Source organism: Oceanisphaera sp. W20_SRM_FM3, assembly GCF_052119705.1.
Lineage (GTDB): Bacteria > Pseudomonadota > Gammaproteobacteria > Enterobacterales > Aeromonadaceae > Oceanimonas.
In genome coordinates, this window is the sequence record NZ_JBGQOP010000002.1 from 39670 (window position 1) to 63473 (window position 23804).

General features: G+C 51.0%; 23 protein-coding genes. 9 read left to right on the forward strand and 14 right to left on the reverse strand.

Annotation, left to right across the window (positions count from 1 at the left end):
- Nucleotides 1–161 precede the first annotated feature (161 nt).
- The 5 genes from ACEN2G_RS01505 to ACEN2G_RS01525 all read right to left on the reverse strand — a co-directional run bounded on the left by ACEN2G_RS01505 (nt 162) and on the right by ACEN2G_RS01525 (nt 3161).
- On the reverse strand, nt 162–935 hold the full coding sequence (locus tag ACEN2G_RS01505; protein WP_442019698.1) for a Zn-ribbon-containing protein: 774 nt from the start codon (nt 933–935) through the stop codon (nt 162–164).
- 52 nt (nt 936–987) lie between these two features.
- Nucleotides 988–1320: a hypothetical protein gene (locus tag ACEN2G_RS01510; protein ID WP_442019699.1), complete on the reverse strand. Its 333-nt coding sequence runs from the start codon at nt 1318–1320 to the stop codon at nt 988–990.
- Between the two features lie 212 nt (nt 1321–1532).
- A complete protein-coding gene (locus ACEN2G_RS01515) occupies nt 1533–1763 on the reverse strand; it encodes a DUF2789 domain-containing protein (protein WP_442019700.1) in 231 nt (76 codons plus the stop codon).
- Between the two features lie 58 nt (nt 1764–1821).
- Entirely contained in the window at nt 1822–2124 is a 303-nt protein-coding gene (locus ACEN2G_RS01520) for a DUF3301 domain-containing protein (RefSeq protein ID WP_442019701.1), read from the reverse strand.
- Nucleotides 2121–3161 carry a DUF3549 family protein gene (locus tag ACEN2G_RS01525; RefSeq protein ID WP_442019702.1) on the reverse strand — a complete coding sequence of 347 codons (1041 nt, stop codon included), beginning with the start codon at nt 3159–3161 and terminating at the stop codon, nt 2121–2123. Before ACEN2G_RS01525 ends, ACEN2G_RS01520 begins: the two co-directional genes overlap by 4 nt.
- 84 nt (nt 3162–3245) lie before the next feature.
- On the opposite strand from ACEN2G_RS01525, the gene ACEN2G_RS01530 reads away from it, so the two are divergent.
- The 3 genes from ACEN2G_RS01530 to ACEN2G_RS01540 are packed head-to-tail and all read left to right on the forward strand — an operon-like array spanning nt 3246 to nt 4934.
- Nucleotides 3246–3626, forward strand: coding sequence for a YqcC family protein (locus ACEN2G_RS01530; protein ID WP_442019703.1), 381 nt, complete (start codon nt 3246–3248; stop codon nt 3624–3626).
- Nucleotides 3623–4435 carry a tRNA pseudouridine(65) synthase TruC gene (gene truC / locus ACEN2G_RS01535; protein ID WP_442019704.1) on the forward strand — a complete coding sequence of 271 codons (813 nt, stop codon included), beginning with the start codon at nt 3623–3625 and terminating at the stop codon, nt 4433–4435. The genes ACEN2G_RS01530 and truC overlap by 4 nt, the downstream gene beginning before the upstream one ends.
- A 58-nt stretch (nt 4436–4493) precedes the next feature.
- Nucleotides 4494–4934 (forward strand): flavodoxin, encoded by a 441-nt coding sequence (locus ACEN2G_RS01540; protein WP_442019705.1) that lies wholly within the window; start codon nt 4494–4496, stop codon nt 4932–4934.
- A 177-nt stretch (nt 4935–5111) separates the two neighbouring features.
- Here the strand turns inward: ACEN2G_RS01540 and ACEN2G_RS01545 are convergent, their stop codons facing one another.
- Nucleotides 5112–6101 carry a diaminopimelate dehydrogenase gene (locus tag ACEN2G_RS01545; RefSeq protein WP_442019706.1) on the reverse strand — a complete coding sequence of 330 codons (990 nt, stop codon included), beginning with the start codon at nt 6099–6101 and terminating at the stop codon, nt 5112–5114.
- Nucleotides 6102–6270: 169 nt separating this feature from the next.
- Nucleotides 6271–7101: a CvfB family protein gene (locus ACEN2G_RS01550; protein ID WP_442019707.1), complete on the reverse strand. Its 831-nt coding sequence runs from the start codon at nt 7099–7101 to the stop codon at nt 6271–6273.
- Between the two features lie 345 nt (nt 7102–7446).
- Between ACEN2G_RS01550 and ACEN2G_RS01555 the strand changes: the two genes are divergently transcribed.
- Together ACEN2G_RS01555 and ACEN2G_RS01560 are read left to right on the forward strand one after the other, a co-directional pair.
- Nucleotides 7447–9399, forward strand: a complete 1953-nt coding sequence (locus ACEN2G_RS01555) for an SLC13 family permease (RefSeq protein ID WP_442019708.1) — start codon at nt 7447–7449, stop codon at nt 9397–9399.
- Nucleotides 9400–9514: 115 nt separating this feature from the next.
- Entirely contained in the window at nt 9515–9805 is a 291-nt protein-coding gene (locus ACEN2G_RS01560) for a DUF3081 domain-containing protein (protein ID WP_442019709.1), read from the forward strand.
- A 116-nt stretch (nt 9806–9921) separates the two neighbouring features.
- On the opposite strand, the gene dbpA is transcribed toward ACEN2G_RS01560, so the two are convergent.
- From dbpA to cspD, 3 genes are all read right to left on the reverse strand, one after another.
- Nucleotides 9922–11298, reverse strand: coding sequence for an ATP-dependent RNA helicase DbpA (gene dbpA / locus ACEN2G_RS01565; protein ID WP_442019710.1), 1377 nt, complete (start codon nt 11296–11298; stop codon nt 9922–9924).
- Between the two features lie 118 nt (nt 11299–11416).
- A complete protein-coding gene (gene glnD / locus ACEN2G_RS01570; protein ID WP_442019711.1) occupies nt 11417–14050 on the reverse strand; it encodes a bifunctional uridylyltransferase/uridylyl-removing protein GlnD in 2634 nt (877 codons plus the stop codon).
- Between the two features lie 84 nt (nt 14051–14134).
- The gene (gene cspD / locus ACEN2G_RS01575) at nt 14135–14344 is read right to left on the reverse strand and encodes a cold shock domain-containing protein CspD (protein ID WP_442019712.1); all 210 of its coding nucleotides are present in this window, start codon (nt 14342–14344) and stop codon (nt 14135–14137) included.
- Between the two features lie 396 nt (nt 14345–14740).
- On the opposite strand from cspD, the gene clpS reads away from it, so the two are divergent.
- Nucleotides 14741–15064, forward strand: a complete 324-nt coding sequence (gene clpS / locus ACEN2G_RS01580; protein ID WP_442019713.1) for an ATP-dependent Clp protease adapter ClpS — start codon at nt 14741–14743, stop codon at nt 15062–15064.
- A 48-nt stretch (nt 15065–15112) separates the two neighbouring features.
- Entirely contained in the window at nt 15113–17368 is a 2256-nt protein-coding gene (clpA, locus tag ACEN2G_RS01585) for an ATP-dependent Clp protease ATP-binding subunit ClpA (protein WP_442019714.1), read from the forward strand.
- Between the two features lie 182 nt (nt 17369–17550).
- Here clpA and infA read toward each other — a convergent pair whose 3' ends face one another.
- From infA to aat, 3 genes are all read right to left on the reverse strand, one after another.
- Nucleotides 17551–17769: a translation initiation factor IF-1 gene (infA, locus tag ACEN2G_RS01590; RefSeq protein WP_007419779.1), complete on the reverse strand. Its 219-nt coding sequence runs from the start codon at nt 17767–17769 to the stop codon at nt 17551–17553.
- 76 nt (nt 17770–17845) lie between these two features.
- Nucleotides 17846–18550, reverse strand: a complete 705-nt coding sequence (locus ACEN2G_RS01595; protein ID WP_442019715.1) for an arginyltransferase — start codon at nt 18548–18550, stop codon at nt 17846–17848.
- Complete coding sequence (gene aat / locus ACEN2G_RS01600; RefSeq protein ID WP_442019716.1) at nt 18547–19242, reverse strand: leucyl/phenylalanyl-tRNA--protein transferase; 696 nt, start codon at nt 19240–19242, stop codon at nt 18547–18549. Before aat ends, ACEN2G_RS01595 begins: the two co-directional genes overlap by 4 nt.
- Before the next feature lie 228 nt (nt 19243–19470).
- On the opposite strand from aat, the gene dauA reads away from it, so the two are divergent.
- Nucleotides 19471–21198, forward strand: coding sequence for a C4-dicarboxylic acid transporter DauA (gene dauA / locus ACEN2G_RS01605; RefSeq protein WP_442019717.1), 1728 nt, complete (start codon nt 19471–19473; stop codon nt 21196–21198).
- 337 nt (nt 21199–21535) lie between these two features.
- Here dauA and trxB read toward each other — a convergent pair whose 3' ends face one another.
- A complete protein-coding gene (trxB, locus tag ACEN2G_RS01610) occupies nt 21536–22489 on the reverse strand; it encodes a thioredoxin-disulfide reductase (RefSeq protein WP_442019718.1) in 954 nt (317 codons plus the stop codon).
- A 685-nt stretch (nt 22490–23174) separates the two neighbouring features.
- Here trxB and lrp point away from each other — a divergent pair.
- A complete protein-coding gene (gene lrp / locus ACEN2G_RS01615; protein ID WP_442019719.1) occupies nt 23175–23690 on the forward strand; it encodes a leucine-responsive transcriptional regulator Lrp in 516 nt (171 codons plus the stop codon).
- Nucleotides 23691–23804: the final 114 nt, after the last annotated feature.

Consider the following 23804-nt stretch of genomic DNA (forward strand, 5'->3'; position numbering starts at 1 on the left):
TCAGCATTCAACACTAAAAACTCAACACTAAGCATGGATTGCCCCGTCGTTGCACTCCTCGCACAGACGAACGTGTGGTCTTTGCCGTCTTCCCGTCTTGCGAGCGCAGCCATCCATTTTTTAGTCTTAGCCTTTTTGGCGCTGGGCGCTTAGCGCTGTAGTTAGTCTTTAAAATCCCAAGATAAGTTTGAGACTAAACGGCAGGGCTCGCATTTGAAATCAAAAATATCGTGCAGCGGCTCGCTTAACTGCCAAGGCTGGCCACAGCTTGGGCAAGGGCGCGCTAACTCGGACGCTAAATTGTCGCCACCCACGCGATATAAGTAATAAAAAGTCGGTATTTTTGTGAGCGACTCTATTTGCTTACACAGTTTGATGCCGCGCTGACTTAAACGGCTGCTGGGCTCGCTGATCTCGCTGACCGCCCCGTGCTCTAAGACAGAACCGTTCATTTGCAGCTGGTCACAGGCTTCCCAATCTTCTTGCCATTTGATCACTTGTTTAGCATCGCCATTGGCCACCGCCGGTATTTTATACAAAGGGATGGGCGCCAAATGCTCGCCACAACGCAGCGGCGAACAAGAGTGTAAATAGGTGGTGTACAGCAGTTGCCACGGCCGCTCGCTGCAAGCATCTGTGGTGTCGGAATTGAGGTCTTGGCCTTTCATCGCCATCTTAGGGCTAGTGAGGCCTGCTTGGTGTAAACGGTCAATCGCCAGCTCTACTTGGCGGCTGTGATAGCGGGCATGCAGGCTATCTTGCTCGGGGCACACCACGCGCGTGGTGAGGCCGTCAGCATGCATGGCGGTCGGGAATTCCCGGCCGATAATTTGTCCGTTATAGCGCAGCGCATCAATAAACTGGCGAATAGCGGGCTCAGCCTCGGCTAATTCGGTTTCTTGGTAGCAATCAAAGTGCAGTTCACATACCCACATTACTCAGTCCTTCGGCGTACTAGTTGAGTTGACAATTTAGTTGAGGTGGCGATTAATCATTTTTTCCACCCAAGGTGGTCGCTAATAAATGTTCTAAACGTTCCAGTCTCAGCGCCTGTTCAGTGACGAGCTGCTCGAGAGCGAGCAGGCGTTCGCTTAGCTCAGATAGCTCAGACTCTGGTTGTGCATGTGTATTAGCGCCGTGCAAGCTGGCCGTCGTCAGCGGCGGCAAACTGTCCGGTGACTGTTTATAGCGACTCACCAGCGCCAATAGCTCGCTTAAGGGCACTGGCGTGGTAAGACGGGCGCGCACTGCCGCCGTGGTGATGGCTTTTTCTTCGACGGCGAGCTGGCGTATCACCGCCAGTATCTGTTGTTGAGGCATAATTTTTATTCAACTCTGCTTATGTAACGCTTTTTTTGTCGGCCTATCTAAAGCTAAGTAATGTCACATAACTCGTGTTGAGCCTGCAGCCAGCTTATCCCTTAGAGATTTAAAATATCGTCACCACGACTTTTCGCTGAAGAGACGGCTATCGACGAAAACCGCTGTTTTTATTGAGCTGACCGCTTACAGCTTCAAGCTGCCCGCAGGGCTTATCTAAGGCTGATATTGAGCTGGTCTATTACTTCGGCCCAGTCTGAGTCGGCTTGCCAGCCTTCTTTTAAGAAACTGGCTTGAGCTTTGCTCCAAAAGGGCGCGTCCACTAATTCCAAGTCGGCGGGCAATTGGTGACTTTTAATAAATTGCTCAATGCCATCATGGCTGGCATCTAACCCTAATTGCTCAAACAGAGCGCTAAATGGGTGATTAATTGATTCCATCATAAAATCTCCTTAATTTTCTACTCGTTAAGTTGAATATAGGGTTACATACGCCTCACGCTTAAAGCATAGGTGAATCTGTCTCGCGCAATACTGGCAAGTCTACATTGAGCACTGTGAGGTGATGCAGCCACAATACTCCCTCGTTCTGTTGCAGGCCATCGTGGCTGAACTCAAACCTAAACTGCGTTAGCAGTCTGCCTCGTTGCCATTTGAAGCGATACCGATACACGCTTAACAATTGAAAGCTCTGTTGGCGACAATAACGGGCCAGCCAAGCTTGTGCAAACTCACTTTGACGCCTGAGCTGCCAGTAGCCGGCGCCAAACAGTAAGATCGCCATTAAACTCAGTAACTCCGTCATGCTGATGCCGATGCGGTATACAAGGCGCCCAGTGCGTCTTTTAAGGCGGGCGCTAAGGCTGGGTTATGCAAGTTGCTCAAGATTAATGGCCGCAGCACGGGCAGCGACACCAGCTCGGAAAACACGGCATTAAAGAGTTCGCCGTGGCGCTCGGCCAGTTGGCTTAAATACGCCAGTAATAAGGCTTCATCGGCTAATTCTTGCCAAAGTCTGGCCACTAAACACAGCATTAAAGCCTGACTGGGCGCCACGCTGAGTAGGGTGGCGATTTTTTGCTGGCGACTAATAAACGCCGGACTGGCCGCCGTGGCCCGCAATAATAATGCGATGCGCTCATTATCAGGCGTGTGGCGCTCCAGCTCGTGACTCACCGCATCTAACAATAACTGATTCACCGAGTCTGACAGTGGTTGATGCTCACACTGCTGGCAGAGTGCGGTTTGCACCGGCTCAGGTAAGAGTGGCCATTGGCTTACTAATAGCTGACTTAACGGCGCATCGTTTTGCAAACGCGCCGCCACTTCTGCCAAGCCCTGCAAGCCTAATTGCTGCCAGTCATCTTGGGTGGGGGCGGCTAAATAATCGAGCGCACCTTGATAGAAATGAGAGGGCGGCGTGTGCAAAACTTGCCCTAAACGGGCATGAAAGGCGGCCAGTTTTTCGGGCGAGGGCGCAAAGGTAAAAGGCGTTTGCGCCAAATTTTGCTGTTGTTCATCGCTTAAGGGCGCGGTTAAATCTTGGCCTAATTGTTCGACTAAGGCCGCTAAAAAGTACTTAACCGCACCATTGTTGAGTAGGCCGCGCTCATCAAGCGGTAGCTTTAAAAACCAGATGTAAGGTTGATCGGCGCTGTGGGTTTTCCAATAGCAGACTGCCAGCCAAGCATGGCGCTGTAAGGGCCAAGGATAAGGGCGCTGATGGGTTTCAATAGCCACAAAATCAGCAGGCTCAATGGTCTGTAAACGACGACCCAGATCGAAGAGGCGAAACTCGGTGCCGGCCTGGGTTAAAAATTCACTCAAGGTATTTATTTGCATCGATTTCTCCTGTTGCACGGCCGTCGATTATAGGGAGTCTCAGGGCAAGATGGTATAGTGGCTGGGTGTTTAAAGAGGACTTGTATGATGTCAGTTGCGCCACAAAATTCGCTATGTACCCTAGCAAACCCGTTAGATGTCATAGAAAAAAAACTCGCCGCCATCGAAGCGGCACTTAAGGCGCTGTCTTGGTGGCAAGCGGCGGCGCCTCGTGATGAGGCGCTGGCCAGCACGCTGCCATTTTGTGTGGATACCTTGAGTTTGGCGCAGTGGCTACAGTTTGTGCTGTTGGCGCGGTTGCGAGCCATGCTCGCGGCCGGCGTGCCTTTGCCTACTGAGATCAGCGTCTACCCCATGGCACAACAGAGCTTCGCCGGTTTGAGTGAAGACACGCGAGACTTAACCGAGGCCATCGCTCAATTAGATGAAGCCTTGTCTGGCCAAGCTATTGAGCGTCAAGTATGAGCACCGACAGCAGACACACTGAAAGCGGCATAGCTGATCCCATAACGGACCGTATCGATAACGGCATCGCAATTATCTTTGAAGATGACCATTTAGTTGCCATTAATAAAGAGGCCGGCCTATTAGTGCATCGCAGTTGGCTTGATAAAGGCGAGACCCGTTTTGCCATGCAACTGACCCGTGATGCGGTGGGCTGCCATGTGTTTCCGGTGCATCGATTAGACAGGCCGACTTCGGGTGTGCTGTTATTTGCCAAAAGCTCTGCGGTGGCGCGCAGCCTTACCGAGGCGTTTACCGAGCACAGGGTGACCAAACAATATTTAGCCGTGGTGCGTGGCTTTATGCCCGAGCGGGGCACACTTGACTATGCGCTTAGCTTTCAGCCTGATGGCATTGCCGATAAGTTTGCGGATTTAGATAAGCCGCCCCAAGAGGCGGTGACCCATTGGCAGAGTCTGGCGCAAATAGAGCTGCCATATGCGGTGTCAAAAAAGCACGACACCAGCCGCTATAGCTTAGTGCGCTTAACGCCAGAAACCGGGCGAAAGCATCAGTTGCGTCGCCATATGGCGCATTTATTTCATCCGATCGTGGGCGACACCAGCCACGGCGATGGCCGGCATAATAAATTTTTTCGTACTCAATATAATTGCGCGCGCATGTTGTTGCATGCGCAAAGTTTAGCGCTTAGCCATCCGGTGACCGGCTTGCCTTTGCTACTGGAAGCGGGGCTCGATAGCCAATGGCAGCGGATCATGGCAGAGTTTGAGTGGTCAAGCTCAGTGAGTTTTGCTGCGGATAATCTTTAATCTTCATTTTTAGTTGGTGGTGTAATGTCCACCAAAGATCAAAGTATAAGGAATCATAATGGCGGCAGTAGATATCATAGTCGGCACCGTATATGGCTCGGCCATGTCGGTGGCAGAAAGCTTAGAAGAGGCATTAATTGCAGCGGGCCATGAGGCAGTGCTGCATGAAGAGGCCGCCTTGGCGGACTTAAATCCTGAGCATTTTTGGCTAGTGGTAACCTCTACTACTGGGCAGGGCGAATTGCCGGCAGACATCTTGCCGCTGTTTAGTGAGCTGCGCGATAACAGTGGCCCACTGCCACAATTGCGTTATGCCGTTGCAGCACTCGGCGACAGTAGCTATGAGCACTATTGTGGTGGCGGCCAGTTATTTAATGCTTTACTGCAAGAGTTGCAGGCCACAGCCGCGACCGAGATGCTTACCGTGGACGCCAGTGAAACGCTGGATCCCGAAGTGCCAGCACTCAAGTGGCTGCAAGGCTTTATGGCGAAAATTTAACGGTGCCCTTCGGGCAGCTTTAAGTCGTCAGCGGTAAGCGATCAGCTAAACGCCGGATCTCATGAACAAAAAATCTTAAAGCTCTTGCATAAAAAAGCCCCGCGCCTATTCAGGCGTGGGGCTTTTTATTGTTTTATCGTTAGCTGACAGCTTAACGCTGACGGCTTACCGCTTGCTTTAAAGCAATTCTTTACGCAGTTGCGCTGGGCTCTTGGGTGATAACAAGCCAGGTGCTACATCGAGTACGGTTTTCGCGCCGCACTCACCCGCTTGATGCATTTTATAGGTGGCGCGAGCGTAGGCCACTAACACGCTGGAGGTAAACTCAGGGTTGCTGCCAAGTGTTAATGAAAACTCCAATACTTGCTTGGTGTCGTCGATGCCGCTTACGCCGCTGCGAATGACGAAGCCGCCGTGAGGCATAGCACTGTGCTCATGCTCAAATGTCTGCTGATCGATAAAGTTCACTGTGGTGTCGTAGTCAGAGAAGTAATCGGGCATGCTTACAATGGTGTTACGCACGGCATCGCCATCGGCACCCTCTGCCAACACGATAAAGCATTCGCGGGTGTGCTTCTCACGCGTGGTGAGCGTGGGCTGCTCGCCGTTGCGCACGCGCGCCATCGCTGATTCTGAGGGAATGGTATATTGCACGCCCGATTTAACACCACTGACGCGACGTATCGCATCTGAGTGACCTTGGCTTAAGCCTTTACCCCAGAAAGTGTAGGTTTCGCCGACCGGTAAAATGGCTTCGCCATACAAGCGATTGATAGAAAATAAACCCGGATCCCAACCCACAGACAGCATGGCGACTTTGCCAGCGGCTTTAGCTGGCGCATCCAGTGCTGCAAAATACTCAGGAATTTTAGCGTGGGTATCGAAGCTATCGACGATATTAAATAAGCCGGCGAACGCAGGACCTTGCTCGGGCAAGTCAGACTTGGATCCACCGCATAAGATCAACACGTCTATTTCATCTTTATATTGTTCGATATCGTCCATGGCATACACGGGCACACTTTGGTCGATCAGGGTGACGGAGGCGGGATCTCGGCGGCTGAATACACAGACTAAACGCATGTCTGGACTTTGTTTGATGGCGGCTTGGGTGCCGCGGCCGAGGTTACCGTAGCCGGCGATGGCGACTCTGATTACTGGTGTCATTATGATTACCTTACGTTAGGTGTAACGGATAGTCAGTGTGCAGCGCCAGCGGCTGCGCTAAACAAGATACTGCAGATAGGATGCTAATTTAAGGTTTTTTTTACATTGCTCGCCAGATAGACATAGGCGAGCGGTGCCTGCTTAACGAGAATCTTTACTTAGCGGCGTTTTACTTAGTGCGGCGAATGCCGTCATTTTCGATGCTGATCTGGCCTTGCTTATACAAGCCGCCAATCGCTTTCTTAAAGGTGCCTTTACTGACGCCAAAGATGCGGAAAATGGTATCAGGGTCGGTTTTGTCGCTGACCTGCATGCTGCCACCGGCACGCTCTAGCTTGTCGAGAATAATGCTGGCCGCATCGTCTACCTTGCCAGGGCCTGGCTTAAACAAGCTGAGGTCGATTTTACCGTCGTCGCGCATCTGCTTTACGTAGCCTTTGGTGCTTAAGCCCACCGGCAAGCGGCCGGAAATATCTGAGCGAAACAATAAGCCGCCAAACTGATTATCCACTACGGCTTTAAAGCCTAACTGAGTCGGCTCGGCAATCAGCAAGTCCACTTCATCGCCCACCTGATAGGTAGGCAGCTCGCGGCTGTAGAAACGGTCTAGCTTACTGCTGGCGACCATGCGGCCTTCGTGATCCAAATAGATATAGACCACATAGTTACGGCCGGCTTCCATGGGTTGTACTTGATTGCGCTCGGGCACAAAAATATCTTTTTTCATGCCCCAATCGAGAAAGGCGCCGATGCGATTGCTGGACACGGCTTTAAGGGTGGCAAACTGCTCGACTTTGGCCTTGGGCTGATCCGTGGTGACCACAGGTTCAAGATCCGCATCCAAATAGATAAAAACGGCAATCTCATCACCAGGCTGGCAGTTGGCCGGCAATTGGCGCTTTGGGATAAAGGCTTCACCGTAGGGGTCGGCATCGAGCCAGCCGCCTTTATCATCTAAACGTATCAGAGGTAGGGTGTTGTTATCGCCAAGCTTGAGCATGCTAATTACCGTTTTTATAAAAAAGTGATTTTAGCCTGCCACGGCTTGAAAGACCACCATAGCTCATCAAGAGTCGTGCCTCTGGTGGCAAGCAAAGCTGCCAGAGGCGGTATGATTAGGCCTCGTCTCATTGGGCTAAAATGGGTGCTGGCTGTCTAGTTGCAAATGGAAATGTTAATTTATCCAACGATAAGTGTGAGGGCCATAGGATAAAGGCTACATTTGGGTATAAAAAGCCGTGCCAAGGTGTGATGCTGCAACTTACTATTGAAGGCTATTACCCGGCCCTTATTGTCCTTGGCTGCTGTCTTCTACAGTGAACGCCAAAAAGCAGGAGTAAGCTCCATGGATTCCGCTCAAATCACCATTTTGCTCATCTTATTGTGTACTGTATTGCTGTTTTTATGGGGCCGCTGGCGCCATGACATGGTGGCTTTGGCGGCCTTGTTGGCCTGTGTCTTTGCTGGTTTAGTGCCAGCCGAGTCGGCGTTTAACGGCATCAGCCATCCGGCGGTAATAAGCGTAGCCTGTGTGCTCATCCTCAGTAAAGGCTTGCAAAACTCAGGCGCGGTTGACGTGCTGACCCGCTGGTTATTGCCCTCCAATGCTGGCACTACCTTTTCCATTGCCGCCTTGACGGCCTTGGGCGCCTTTCTCTCGGCCTTTATGAATAACGTAGGTGCACTGGCGCTATTAATGCCGGTGGCGATGCAGATGGCCAAGCACCAGCAAATAGCCACAGGTAAGGTGCTGATGCCGCTGTCGTTTGGCACTATTCTAGGCGGCATGACCACCTTGATTGGTACGCCCCCTAACTTGATAGTGTCGGGTTTTCGCCAAGCAAACGGCGATGGCAACTTTGGCATGTTTGATTTTTCGCCCGTGGGCTTAGCGGTCGCTGGAGTGGGCGTGGTCTTCGTGGCGCTGATTGGTTGGCGCCTAGTGCCGGGTCGAAAGCAGGCGGGCGGCGACAGCTTTGACTCGGGCGCCTACATTACCGAGGCCCGAGTGCCGGCGGGCAGCAAAGCCGAGGGCATGACCTTAAACGAAATAGAGCAGGCGTTATCAGGGGCGGATGCGCAAGTGTTAGGCTTAGTGCGTAACGAAGTGCGGGTGACGCCGCCTAGCCCGCGGCGCCGTACGCGAGCGGGTGATATTTTATTACTGGAAGCTGAAGCCGAAACGCTGTCCAGTGCCTTGTCCAGCCTAGGGCTAAAGCTGGAAGAAGCCAAAGCGACCCGAGATGAACGGGAAAAAGAAAAACAAGCCAAAGAAAAAGCCAGCGAGGCCAATGCCAAGAGCCCTGAACTTAAGCCACCAGCGGCCAAAGCACAAACGACGTTGCGTGAAGTTTTGCCGGAGCCATTGTCAGAGCCATCTGTTGAAATGAAAGCGGAGTCTGTTAAAGAAATCACAGTAACGGAAGCTAATACTGATTTTGATGATGTGATTTTAAGTGAGCTGGTGGTGCTACCTAGCTCCAGCTTACTGGGGCGCACGGCGGCGGGCATTCAAATTCGTACCCGCTTTGGCGTAAATCTGTTGGCCATTTCGCGCCAAGGTAATAGGTCTATAAAACGCCTGCGTGCCCAACCTTTTAGGGCCGGTGATTTATTGATGGTACAAGGTGCGCCTGAGGCGATATCTGAGTTTGCAGGCAGCTTAGGCTGTGTGCCGTTAGCAGAGCGCGAGCTGCGCATACCTAACAAACGCATGGCCCTTATGGCCACGGCTATCATGATGGGCGCGGTAATAATAGCGGCGCTGGGTATTTTACCGACGGCGGTGGCCTTTGCCGCCGGTGTGCTGGTCTCCATGATAGTGCGCACTGTACCAGCGCGTTCCGTGTATAACGCCATCGATTGGCCGGTCATTATCCTGCTTGGTGCCTTAATACCGGTGGCCGAAGCCATGGAAAGCAGTGGCACCGCCGGCTTAATTGCTAATGTGTTGCTTAATCAACTGGCGCAAGGCCATACGGTAGTGGCTTTAGCGCTGATCTTAATCGTGACCATGAACTTATCAGATTTGATGAATAACGCCGCCACGGCTGCGGTGATGTGCCCGATTGCCATTGGTACCGCCAATCAGCTTGGGGTGAGTGTGGATCCGTTTTTAATGGCGGTGGCGGTAGGTGCTTCTTGTGCCTTCTTAACACCTATCGGGCATCAAAATAACACCCTAATATTAGGGCCCGGTGGCTTTAAATTTGGTGACTACTGGCGCTTAGGCCTGCCGCTGGATCTCTTGGTTATACTGGTATCAGTCCCTATGATACTGTGGGTGTGGCCTTTGTAAGCGACCGCAATATCGCAGTAAGCCTTACGTCTCTTGCGCGATAGGTAGCAAACAAGCAGCTATGTGTTTGTTACCTGACTTATGGGCGTAAAGCGTAAAATTTGAGGAGTCAGGCATGCAAAATGAATTGAATAATAAAGTCGTACTGGAAGTGTTCGATAAAATTCGCAATTTCGGTGAGCCCTATGAAGATGGGCACATGCTGGAAGGTATCATCGCCAGCAGTGACTTTGAAGGCTACAGCGTCTTGTTATCGGGCAGTGGCGTGACCTTGCAGCTTAACTTTCATCAAAGTTATAAGTTTGATTACGAGAGTGAAAAGCTAAAGAGCCAGTTTATGGACAAGATTGACTACATTCATCGCCATTACAATAACCGCCACGCCGCAGACAGCGCTAGCACTTAACGCGTTACACCAATGCCGTCGGCAATAAAAAAAGCACCGCGTTGATAAGACGCGGTGCTTTTTTGTTTTTGCTGGGCGTTCGGCGCTATTTTTGCCTCACGCCTCACAGCGAACAGTTAGATCTGACGCACTTTCACGATTCGACCTTTGATCTTGCCTTGCTGCAAATGCTTAAGCGCTTGCTTGACCACGTCTTTGTGCACGGCCACGTAAGACTGCATTTCTGAGATATTAATCTTGCCCACTTGGTCGCCTGCAATACCGGCTTCACCGGTTAAGGCTCCCAAAATATCGCCGGCACGGATTTTACTCTTACGACCACCGGCAATATTTAAGGTCACCATATCAGGCACCAGCGGCGGGGTATTGCTATTCAACTCGGCCAGTGAACCCTGCACGATACGCGCATTTTGATATTCTTCTATCAAATGGATGCGGTAGGCTTCTTGTGGACTGTAGAGGCTTAACGCCAAGCCTTGCTGACCCGCACGCCCGGTTCGGCCCACGCGGTGCACGTGCACTTCGGGGTCTTGGGTAATGTCGTAGTTGATGACGGCCGCCAGCTCTTTGATGTCTAGCCCGCGGGCGGCGACGTCGGTAGCCACCAGAATATTGGCGCTGCCATTGGTAAAGCGGATCAGCACCTGATCGCGCTCTCTTTGCTCGAGGTCACCATTGAGCGCGAGTGCAGAAAAGCCTAATTCAGTTAAGTGATCCGCCACTTCTTGGCAGGCGCGTTTGGTGTTACAAAATACCACGGCAGAGCGGGGCGCATAGTGCGCCAATAAGGTGGCCAATGCTTGCTTTCGCAAATGGGGTGACACCTCAAACAGCAATTGCACTATGGTGTCGGCGCGATTTTCATCGGCGACCGATACTCGTTCAGGGTTTTGCTGTAAGCCGCGGCTTAATTCGGCAATACCATTCGGGTAGGTGGCCGAAAACAGCAGGGTTTGGCGCTGTTTTGGTGCATAAGCCACCACTTGCTCAATGTCGTAGGCAAAACCCATGTCTAACATGCGGTCTGCTTCATCCAGTACCAAGGTATTAAGATGATCTAAATGCAAAGTGCCTTGCTCAAGATGCTTGAGCATACGGCCCGGTGTGCCGACCACGATGTGCGCGCCAAACTCCAAGGTCGCACTTTGTGCCGAGGTGGGCGAGCCACCGCATAACACCACCAACTTAACGTTGGGCATGGCGCGCGCCAAACGACGCAACTCTTGAGCGACCTGATCGGCCAGCTCGCGCGTTGGACAAATCACCATGGTTTGCACGGCCAGATGATTGATGTTTAGGCGCGCCAATAAGGCCAAGCCAAAGGCCACGGTTTTACCGCTACCCGTGCTGGCCTGAGCGATCACGTCTTTGCCATTTAACATCAGTGGCAAACTTTGCGCCTGAATTGGCGTCATGCGCGTGTATTCGAGGCTAGTGAGGTTGTCGATGAGGGCGGGGTCCAGCGACAGGGTAGAAAATTCGGTTTGGTTCACAGGAAGCTCTTAATATAGAAAAATAAACACAGAAAACTGAGGGCGCGCTAAGGCGGGAGCTCATAATAACAGAAATCCCACCAAGGCGCTGTTTTATACAGCGAGAGCAGCGGCAAGCTTAACCGTCTTGTGTTTGGCTAAGCTCCGCGATGATTTTGTGCCTGAGCGCGGCTTGTTCTTCCGTCGTTAAGGGCAGATGGTCGGCATTGGTGAGGCTAAAAAAATCTTCTACCCGCTCGCCTATGGTGGTGATTTTGGCCGCATGTAAGTTTATCCCAAGCTGGCTAAAGACATTACCAATGCGCGCCAGTAGCCCAGGCGTGTCGAGGGCGATCAGCTCCATTAGGCTGCGTTTATGCGTGCGTTTAGAATGTAAAAAATTCACTTCGGTGGCGACCATGAATTCCCGATGACGGCGCGACGGAGGCCGAATGCGCACTCGCGGTGTGCGTAGGCTATCTAGGGTATCCGTTAAGCGCTGGCATAATTCTGAAAGTCGGTCGCCACTGACCGGCTGGCCGTCTGGCTCCAGCACAATAAAGGTGTCCAGCGCATAGCCGTCTTTGGAGGTCATTATTTGCGCGTCATGGATGTTGAGGTTTTTTTGATCTAGTGCCGCCGCCACTCGACCAAATAAATTGGGAGAGTCTTGGCAATAAATAAACAGCTCGCTGCCGCCGCGCCCCGGTTGCTGGCTGATTTGCACTAAGGGGGTGTGGTTATCGCCGTGGGCCAAAATATGGCGGCTGTGCCAAGCAATTTGTTCTGGGGTGTGCCGTAAAAAATAATCGGCGGTAAAGCGCGCCCATAAAGGTTTGATTTGCGCTTCTGTGGTGTCCAGTTGCAGTAATATTTGCCGCGCTTGGCGCTGATTCTCGCGAATGGTTAAGCGCAGATCCGGTGGGTTTTCTAAGCCTTGGCGCAAGGCCTTTTGGGTCGCAAAATACAGCTCGCGCAACAGGCTGCCTTTCCAGTCATTCCATAAGTTATCGTTGGTAGCACAAATGTCCGCCACCGTTAGTACATATAAATAATCGAGCCGAATTTCATCGCCTACCTGATTGGCAAATTCGCTGATCACCTCAACATCGTAAATATCACGACGCTGAGCGGTAACCGACATTAATAGATGCTGGCGCACCAGCCACACCACTAAACGGCTATCTGCTGCGCTCAGTTGGTGTAGCTCACAAAACGCCTCTGCATCAAGGGCACCCAGCTCGGAGTGGTCACCGCCACGGCCCTTGGCAATATCGTGAAAAAGAGCGGCTATGTTGAGTAGCTCAGGTCTGCGCATCCGGTTACAAATATCAAAACACAAGGGATGGTCACGCTTGCCCTCGCCGTGGTGAAAGCGATAAATATTTTTTAATAAGCGGTGAGTATGTTCATCCACCGGATAGGCATGAAACATATCAAATTGCATTTGCCCGACAATCTTTTGCCACTGCGGCAGATAGGCGGCCAAGATACCGTAGCGATGCATTAAGGTGAGCGCCAAGCCACAGCCTTGGTGATGGCGCATCAGCATCATAAAAAAGCGTCGGCATTCGGCCTCTTCACACAAGAAGCCTGGCAAGTCTCGCCGCGCATCCCTGAGCAAGCGTAGTGTGCTGGAATAAATACCGGTTACCTGTGGATGCAGGGCGATATGATAAAACAGCCGTAAAATGGCCGCTGGTTTCTTAATAAAAAGCTCAGGCTCTATCACATCTAGCAAGGTGCCGCGCAGGCGAAATTCAGAGGTGAGATTGCGTACGTCCATGGCTATGTGACCAAGAATGGCTTCATCAAACAGCTGTAACAGCATTTCATTAAGCTCTTGGACGTGGCGTACCGTTTGATAAAATCGCTTCATCATCTGCTCTATCGGTGCATTGCCTTCACCGGCAAAGCCTAAGGCGGTGGCCACGGCACGCTGCCTATCAAACAACAAGCGGTTGTCGGCTCTGTGGCTGGTGATGTGCAGGGCAAAGCGCAGCTTCCACAAGAAATTCTGGCAATCGAGTAGCTCTACATACTCGTCTTGACTTAAAAAGTCGTGGCTGACCATTTCATGCAAGGTGGTGGCGCCAAAATGGCGACGAGTGACCCAGCTGATGGTTTGAATATCACGTAAGCCCCCAGGGCTGTACTTAATGTCAGGCTCGAGCTTATAACTGGTATCTTGATATTGCTGATGGCGGGCAATTTGCTCTTGGCGTTTGGCTTCAAAAAAAGCTTGGCTGGACCAGAACTTATCCGGCTCGGTAGCGGCGGTTAATTGGGCAAAGGTGTGATAACAGCCACTAATAAGACGCGCTTCAATTAGGTTGGTGGCTATGGTGAGATCGCGCTCGCCTTGGCTAATACATTCCGCCACCGAACGTACGCTGTGGCCCACCTCGAGCCGCAAGTCCCACAATATGGTAATAAAGCGTCCGATCCGCTCATTAACCGCCGCATTGGCGCCATCTTCACATAAGATCAATAAGTCGATATCAGAAAAGGGGTGCAGCTCACCGCGGCCATAACCGCCCACGGCCACGAGCGCCAGATCTGAGTCTTTATCTAGGCCTAACTGTCGCCACAGACCGGTCAGCAATTGGTCCATGTGCTGGGATCGTGTCACCACCAGTTCGAAGATGTCGTCACCGGCGTTAAAGCGTTGTTCTAGCCATTGCTGTAGCTCATGGAGGATGTCTTTGCACTTAGGTAGTGTGAGCGCGGCGGGGTCAAACATAGCGGGCGCTAACAATGAAGGTGTGCTCACGGCGATCTCCTTGATAAAACGGGCGCTAAAAACCATCAAGGCGCCGTAGCGCCTTGATGGTTAGATAATGAATATCCGTGCTTATTATTCGCCCGCGGATTTAATGCTAACAGCATGATTTCCTTTGGGGCCTTTTTCAATTTTATATTGTACCAACTGGCCCGCTTTGAGGGTTCTATATCCATCCATTTCAATGGTGGAGAAATGTGCGAACACATCATCACCGCCGTCCTGTGGGCAGATAAAGCCAAATCCCTTAGCATTATTAAACCACTTCACCGTACCGGTTGTCATACTTTCGTCCCTTTTATCCAAACATCCTAAACAATGTGGTTCATTGGTTAGTGCCTAGGCCTAACTCACTATCATTACAGGCGATTCTTCGCCGGATGTGTCATTGATATCAAGTGCAAGCGGCTCCTAATAAATCAAGACTCAAGTCCACTTTAATCAAACGCTTAAGCGAGTCAAGCCTTTGTTTAGTGCTTCACAATGCTAAGCGAAGACAGTTGACAGCCTGACCATAAGCGCTAGTGTGAAGGAAAGACACTCCAAACAGTTCCTGATATCCTGAGTGTACAATACGAGCCTAGGCCGTTGATTTAAAGGGCGAGACATTGGCTTATCTGACCCTGTCAGTATGTCGCGCAATCAGGAACTGTGATTTAGAGTGAAAATTCGAGTAATGATATGAGCAGGAGTACGCATCAGACAGATGGTGACCTATTAAAAGAGAAGGAAGCGGAAGAAATTGCGCTGCAACCCCCTCCTATGTACAAGGTCATCTTGAATAACGACGATTACACGCCCATGGATTTTGTAGTGGAGGTGTTGCAACGGTTTTTCGCTATGGACGAAGACAAAGCCACGCAAGTGATGATGGCGGTTCACTACCAAGGAAAAGGAGTATGCGGGCGGTTTACAGCCGAGATAGCAGAAACTAAAGTTGCACAAGTTAATCGATACGCTCGGCTACACGAACATCCGTTGTTGTGCAGCATGGAGCAAGAATAAGTCAATACCCGCCGCAACGGGACACCGAAGTTTTTAGGGGAGGTGCCTATGTTGAACAAAGATCTTGAGAGCACACTGAACGATGCGTTCAATGACGCACGTCGTGCTCGCCACGAGTTCATGACGGTGGAGCACCTGCTACTCGCGTTGTTGAATAATCCAGCTGCCAAAGAGGCTCTAGTGGCCTGTGGCGCCGATCTTGAGCTGCTGCGTCGCGAAACTCAGCTGTTTATCGAGCAAACCACGCCTTTATTACCGGTGGGCGATGTGGAAATTGAAACCCAGCCAACCTTGGGTTTTCAGCGTGTTTTGCAACGCGCCGTGTTTCATGTGCAGTCGTCAGGTAATGCCGAAGTCACAGGTGCCAACGTGTTAGTGGCTATGTTTAGTGAGCAAGAGTCACAAGCGGCCTACTTACTAAAGAAAATTCAGGTCAGCCGCTTAGACGTGGTCAACTTCTTATCCCACGGTGTGCGCAAAGACGAGCAACCAGAAGATAATTCAGCCGCTGCTAGAGAAGAGGGTGCCGAGGAAGCGGCTAGCAACCAAACCGACGGCTTCGTCAATAACCTCAACCAGTGGGTAAAAGACGGACGCATCGATCCCTTAATTGGCCGTGATCAAGAGGTGAGTCGTGCCATTCAGGTGTTGTGTCGTCGCCGCAAGAATAACCCACTGTTAGTGGGTGAAGCTGGCGTCGGTAAAACCGCTATCGCCGAAGGCCTCGCCTATCGTATCGTGCATGGCGATGTGCCAGAAATCATGGCCGACAATATTATTTATTCCCTCGACATGGGCGCGCTGTTGGCCGGTACCAAGTACCGTGGCGATTTCGAAAAGCGCTTTAAGGCTCTGCTCAGGCAGTTTGAGAAGCAGAAAGGCGCGATTTTGTTTATTGACGAAATCCACACCATTATCGGTGCCGGTGCCGCCTCGGGTGGTCAGCTGGATGCGGCCAATCTTCTGAAGCCCATGCTATCTAGCGGCCAAATTCGCTGTATGGGGTCGACTACCTATCAGGAATACAGTCAGATTTTTGAGAAAGATCGCGCCCTGGCTCGTCGCTTTCAGAAAATAGACATTCTTGAGCCGTCGGTAGAAGACACCACCAAGATCTTAATGGGCTTGAAAAGCCGTTATGAAGCTCATCACGATGTGCGTTACACCCAAGCGGCCATTAAGGCGGCGGCTGAGCTGTCGGCTAAATATATCAATGACCGTCAGCTCCCTGATAAGGCGATTGATGTCATCGATGAGGCGGGGGCTAGAATTCGCATGCTGCCGCCCTCTAAGCGTAAGAAGACCATAGGCGTGAGCGATATTGAGGCCATAGTGGCCAAGATTGCGCGCATTCCAGAAAAGTCGGTGTCTAGCTCCGATAAAGAGGCGCTGAAGACGCTAGAGTCTAAGCTAAAGATGGTGGTATTCGGCCAAGACAATGCCATTGAAGTGCTGACCGACGCCATTCGTTTGAGTCGTTCAGGTCTGGGTAATGAGAGGCGTCCCATTGGCTCCTTCTTGTTTGCGGGACCCACGGGCGTGGGTAAAACCGAGGTCACTCAGCAGCTGGCGCGCGTACTCGGCATCGAGCTGGTACGCTTTGATATGTCTGAATACATGGAAGCTCATACTGTGTCGCGCCTGATTGGTGCGCCGCCGGGCTATGTCGGCTTTGAGCAGGGTGGTCTGTTGACCGATGCGGTGATCAAGCACCCGCACGCTGTGTTATTGCTCGATGAAATTGAAAAAGCACACGCAGATGTGTTTAACCTGCTATTACAGGTGATGGATAACGGTACCTTAACCGACAACAGTGGTCGCAAAGCGGATTTTCGCAATGTGATTTTAGTGATGACCACCAACGCCGGTGTGCAAGAAACCGTGCGCCAATCGATTGGCTTCCAGGAACAAGACAACAGCCCTGATGCCATGATTGAAATCAATCGCACGTTTGCGCCCGAGTTCCGTAACCGACTCGACCACATTATCTGGTTTAATCACTTGGATATGGCGGTTATTTATCAGGTGGTGGATAAGTTTATTGTGGAGCTGCAAGCCCAATTAGATGCTAAGGGTGTGTCTATGGAGGTGAGTGAGCCAGCTCGCGCTTGGTTAGCAGAGCAGGGCTATGATAAGGCGATGGGCGCGAGACCCATGGGGCGGGTGATTCAACAACAGCTGAAAAAGCCGCTGGCCAACGAGTTGCTGTTTGGCGAACTGGTCGGTGGCGGCTCGGTTAAGGTCACCTTAACAGACAACAAACTGCATTTTGATTATCAGTCGGAGGCTTCTTTGGCTCATTAACGCCACTGTTAGTGCTACATGCCTCTTAATGCCAATAGGCCCGCCACCTTAAATAGGGGCGGGCCTTTTTATTCAAGAGGCGCAGGCCTAACAGAACAGACGAGAACAAAGCACCCAAATGTTAACCAACAGGCGTCGAGTTAAACGCCTTTAATATTTGGGTGTCACCACAGGCGAACGGATTAACGAGCGCGGAAAACGATGCGTCCTTTTGACAGATCGTATGGGGTCAGCTGCACGGTCACCTTGTCACCGGTCAGAATACGAATATAGTTTTTGCGCATCTTGCCGGAGATGTGAGCAGTAACCACGTGGCCATTTTCTAGCTCAACGCGAAACATAGTGTTCGGCAGGGTGTCCAAAATGGTCCCTTGCATTTCAATACTGTCTTCTTTAGCCATTGAGTCCTCTTGTTAACGCAGGCAATAAAAGCGGACGAAATCATGGCAGATTTCGCCCTCACTGTAAAGTTTCCGCTCAGTCTTTCATCCCGTGCCAGATTCCGGCAATGAGTCGCTGATGGGGGCGGAACTGTTGTTTATAATTCATTTTCGCACATTCATCCACTTGATACCCGAGATAAAGCCAGTGTTTATCGACCTCCTTGGCCAACTTGATCTGAGTTAAGATAGCAAAGGTACCTAATGAACGGTGTGCAGCCTCAGGCGCAAAAAAGGTATACATGGCGCTCATCGACTGACTTAAGGAATCGGTGACCGCCACCGCAATTAGTTGTTCTGCCAATCTAAATTCGATAAAAGTGGGGGCCAGCCAGTCACACAGTACGAAGCTGTCATACTGCTTACGACTGGCCGGATACATAGGGCCATCAGTATGGCGCTGGTCAATATAACGGCGATACAAGTCAAAGTAAGCGGGCTGGTCGGCGTAGCTGACGGTGATGACAAGATCGCGATTCAGCCGAGTAATCCGCTTTTGACTGCGGCTAGGAACAAAACTCTCCACACCAATGCGCAGCGATTGGCAGGCAGAGCAGCTTTGGCAATGGGGCCGATAAATACCACTGCCACTGCGGCGAAAGCCGGCACTAAGCAGTTGCTCATAGCCTAATGGGCTGAGTCTGTCTTTATCTAATAATACTAATAATTGCTCTTGCTGCTGGGGCAAGTAGCTGCAGGCATGAGGCGGTGTCAGCCCTACCTTAAGATTGACTTCTTTCATAATGTTAATTCCCCCGGTTGCCAACAGCCCTCGCGCAGCGCTAAGCCTTGCAGCTTATGCAGCGTCGTTAAAAAACCGGCTCGGTTGCAGGTGCCCACGCCTAGGCTTATCAGGTGTGGATTAGGCAGCTGGCAATCAATTAAGGTGCCGCCGTAGCGACTAAAGTGGCGGCACAAGGCGAGCATGGCCAATTTTGAGCCATTATCGACACGATGAAACATGGACTCACCACAAAATAATTGGCCAAGATTAATACCATAGAGGCCGGCGACTAACTCCGCGCCTTGCCAGACTTCGATAGAGTGGGCATGGCCTTGGCTATGCAATTGGCAATAGGCGGCTTCAATATCTTGGGTGATCCAGGTGCCTTCTTTGTGTTCACGCAACTGGCGACACTGGCGGATCACTTGGGCGAAGGCGGTGTTGATGGTGAGGCGATAGGGCGCACGTTTGGCGAGCTTTGCCAGACTGCGACTCACGTGTAAGTCAGCTGGGGCAATGATGGCTCGGGGATCCGGTGACCACCAGAGCAAAGGCTGGTCTTCTTCAAACCAGGGGAAAATGCCCATGCTATAGGCCAGCAGTAGCCGGTCTGGGCTTAAGTCGCCGCCAATGGCCAATAAGCCATTAGGGTCTTGCAGCGCTTGGTTGGGGTGGGGAAACCACAACTTATTATCCAATAATGTCAGCATGCAATTAACCGTTACTCTTTATAAATGCTCTTGTTTAAGTACATTAGTTTAAGTGTTAGCCAGTCTGCCCCATTTTTATGTCAGATGTTCACAACTAAACTGATGTACTTTGGGTGAGCGTGAGTGCATCGCGTATCAAACCGAGCCTTATATTACCATTGAATGAATAATGAATAAGCATATACTCTAAATGATAACCTTATAATTAATGCGTGTTTAGGAGAGGGGATGGCGCACCGAGCACATTTATTTTCGTTACAAATTGGCCATGCGCTACGCGAAAGCTGTTGGCATGAACCCTATGGCCGTCAACGCTTCCTCAAAGATCTGCTAGCCGGCATTACGGTTGGCATTATTGCTATTCCACTGGCAATGGCGCTGGCTATTGCCAGTGGCGTGGCGCCGCAATATGGGCTTTATACCGCCATTATCGGCGGTTTTATTATTGCCCTGACTGGCGGATCGCGCTTGAGTATTTCTGGGCCCACCGCCGCCTTTGTGGTGATTTTATATCCAATAGCCCAGCAATACGGCTTAGGGGGCTTATTACTGGCCACCGTCATGTCGGGTTTGATCCTAATTGGCTTGGCATTGGTGCGGCTGGGGCGGTTAATTGAGTATATTCCGGCCTCGGCCACCTTAGGTTTTACCGGCGGCATAGGGGTGGTGATTGCCACCTTGCAGTTGAAGGACTTCTTAGGCCTGACCGAGCTCAAGATGCCTGAGCATTATCTGGATAAGGTGTCGGCTTTAGTCCAAGCCGCCCCCGATTTTTACGGGCCCAGCGTGATGATAGCGCTGCTAACGCTGGCCATTATGTTGCTCTGGCCCAGGCTAAAAATAGGCGTGCCGGCGCATTTACCAGCCGTGATAGTGGCCAGCGTGCTCACTTGGCTGCTCAATAACCAAGGGCTAGAGATTGCTACCATTAGCAGCCAGTTTAGCTATGTGCTGGCTGATGGCAGTACCGGCCAAGGCATACCGCCCGTGTTGCCACAGTTTATGTGGCCTTGGTTGCAACCCGGACCTGAGGGCGGCGTGTTAACGCTGGACTGGAGCTTGCTGCAGGCCTTATTGCCCGCAGCCTTTGCCATTGCCATGTTGGGTGCGATTGAGTCTCTGTTGTGTGCGGTCGTGTTGGATGGCATGACAGGTAAACGCCACAGCGCCAACAGCGAGTTATTGGGTCAAGGCATCGGTAATATAGTGGCGCCGTTTTTTGGTGGCATTACCGCCACCGCCGCCATTGCACGCTCGGCGGCGAACTTTAAAGCAGGCGGCCAAACACCGGTATCGGGCATGGTGCACGCACTGGTGGTATTGGCGGCCTTGGTCTTGCTGGCACCCATGTTGGCGTACGTGCCGATGCCGGCCATGGCGGCGCTACTTATGGTAGTGGCGTGGAACATGAGTGAAGCGCACAAAGCGGTGCGACTACTTAAAACCGCCCCCTTGGGGGATGTGTGGGTATTTTTAACTTGTTTTTCGCTGACCATTTTGCTCGACATGGTGATCGCCATTACGGCGGGTATTCTGGTTGCGGCCGTGCTGTTTATGCGTGATATCGCCGAAATGACGCAAGTGAGTGATATTTCAACTAGTCGTCGCTTCGACGCCACGCCACTGCCCACAGGCTGGTCGGTGTATAAAGTCAATGGCCCCTTGTTTTTTGCCGCCGCCGATAGGGTGTTTAGCGAGTTAGCCGGGTTATGCCGAACGCAAAAAGGCGTGATTTTGTATTTGGATGCGGTGTCTATTGTTGATGCCGGCGGTCAAGCCGCCTTGAGTGGTTTTGTAAGGCACTGCCAGCGACAAAACATTGAGGTCATAGTGGCAGATCTGCAATTTCAACCGTTGAAAACCTTGGCCAGAGCGGGCGTGCAACCTATTCCAAGGGTGTTATCTTTTTATCCTACCTTGCAAGAAGCGCTAGCGCAGGTGAGTGCGAGGACGTGAGGAGTGAACAGAGAGATGGGAGGAATAAAAATACAGCGCCCAACTAAAAGCTGAGACTCAATATTTTTTCGCAACGGAACCCACTGAAACCGCGGAAAAATAGTGCTTAAAACTGAAAGAGTTTAATGGGTAAGATCGATTAACAAACCATCCTGCTCTGCAGGACTTAACGCTCAAAGCGGCTTTAGGCTTGCTCTTACTAATTAAGTTTTTTGGCATTTTCGTACTTATCCCATCTTAATTTTTCCGTGGATTTCGTTGCAGAAGGCCTTTTAGTGGGGGGGTGAAATAAAAACGGCGCCGTATATACGGCGCCGTTTTACTTTTAGCTTCTAGCTTACTTCAGACCATCTAAGTAGCGCTCGGCATCTAAGGCTGCCATGCAGCCGGTGCCAGCTGATGTTATGGCTTGGCGATAGGTATGATCCATCACATCACCGGCGGCAAATACGCCCTCTATACTCGTTTGCGTGGCATTACCCTGTAAGCCGGATTGTACCTTAAGGTAGCCGTTTGCCATGTCCAGCTGATCAACAAACAGGCTGGTATTAGGCTGATGGCCGATGGCGATGAATACTCCTGCCAGCGCTAATTCTTCTTCTTTATCCGTTTGCGTATTTTTTAAACGCAGGCCGGTCACGCCCATGTTGTCGCCCAACACTTCTTCTAGCGTGCTGTTGGTGTGCAGAATAATATTGCCGTTATTCACCTTATCCATTAGGCGATCAATCAAGATTTTCTCGGAGCGAAACTCGTCACGGCGATGCACTAAGTGTACTTCAGCGGCAATATTTGACAGATAGAGCGCTTCTTCCACTGCAGTATTACCGCCGCCAATTACGGCTACTTTTTGGTTACGATAAAAGAATCCATCGCAAGTGGCGCAGGCAGAGACGCCGCGGCCTTGAAAGGCTTCTTCAGAGGGTAAACCTAAGTACTTAGCCGAGGCGCCGGTAGCAATAATCAGGGCGTCACAGCTATAGGTGACACTGTCGCCTTTTAGTTGAAAAGGGCGCTGGCTTAAGTCCACACTGTTGATGTGATCAAGCAGTATTTCGGTTTCAAAGCGCTCTGCATGAGCTTTCATGCGTTCCATTAAGGCGGGGCCGGTTAAGCCTTCAGGGTCGCCAGGCCAGTTTTCCACGTCTGTAGTGGTGGTCAGTTGTCCGCCTTGTTGAATACCGGTGACTAACACGGGATTAAGGTTGGCGCGCGCCGCGTATACGGCGGCGGTATATCCTGCAGGACCCGATCCTAAGATCAGCAGTTTTGCATGTTTTGCTTGGCTCATTTGTTTCTCCAACCTGAGTAGGCAGATAATTGTGGCCCGATTGTAGGGGATAGCTGAAAGGGAATAAAGTAGCAAAGCCACAGCCATACGGCAGCGAACGCGTGTTTAAGGCACAGCTTGATGGTTAAGCCGCAGGTTACGCTAGTTGACTCAGTGATCACTAGCAAGTTGGAGTTAGAACGAATGGTTATTTTATATAGCTAAAGGTGCGTGATTGTTAAGGCTCGCTTGAATATGCTCGTTATTCGCTGTGTGAGATAGAGCTTAGCCGCGTGACTCATTCATGCTGCGAGGCATAGGTGTAATCAATAACCCTGTTATTTATCTGGTCATGGTGATTTATATGCATTAGGGTTCTTTTTTTGAACTAATGTCCCGTAGGAAATCTGCACTGCTCGCTGCCAGTAAAACAGAATGGAAATGATTTTTTCAGTTGTAAAACAAACGTATCTGCTACCTGTTTGGCATCTACCATGTTAAGATGCCAAAAGATATGCTGTAATAGATAATCGCTTATTTTATGTATTTATCTGTTTTCTAAATTGCGAGATGGCGACGGCGCCTGCCAAAGTGAGCTTTTTATACCAGGCCAAGCGTTGAGTGCTGCCTAATGCAGACTAACTCGGGTGTTGAGCTGCCGTTTTGTGCCAAATAGTCTACCTATTCACAGTGGAATATATCGATAATGAGTCAAAGGATGGATGAAGTGCTAGATTTGAACAGTAGACCAGCCAAAGATCTCGACCGTATAGATCGCAATATTTTAAACGAGCTGCAACAAGACGGCCGTATTTCTAACGTTGAGTTGTCCAAGCGTGTGGGTTTGAGTCCAACGCCTTGTTTAGAGCGAGTGCGTCGTTTAGAACGCCATGGCTATATTGAAGGCTATACGGCAATTTTGAATCCGCAGTTTCTGGATGCCTCTTTGCTGGTATTTGTCGAAATTACGCTCAATCGTGGCACGCCGGACGTATTTGATGAGTTTAATGATGCAGTCCAAAGACTCGAAGAAATTCAAGAGTGTCATTTGGTTTCGGGTGATTTTGACTACCTGCTGAAAACGCGAGTGGCGGATATGTCGGCCTACCGAAAGTTGCTGGGCGAAACCTTGTTACGCTTACCCGGCGTGAACGACACCCGCACCTATGTGGTGATGGAAGAGGTTAAGCAAAGTAATCGTCTGGTGATAAATACCCGTTAAGCTGTGCTAATGGGCTCGGCTCTGGTATTTTTATCGCGAGCGAGCTGACCCAAAACTCAGACTCTGCGAGCGGCCTTGGCCGCTCGTTTGTCGTTTAGGTCTCTGGCGACTTGT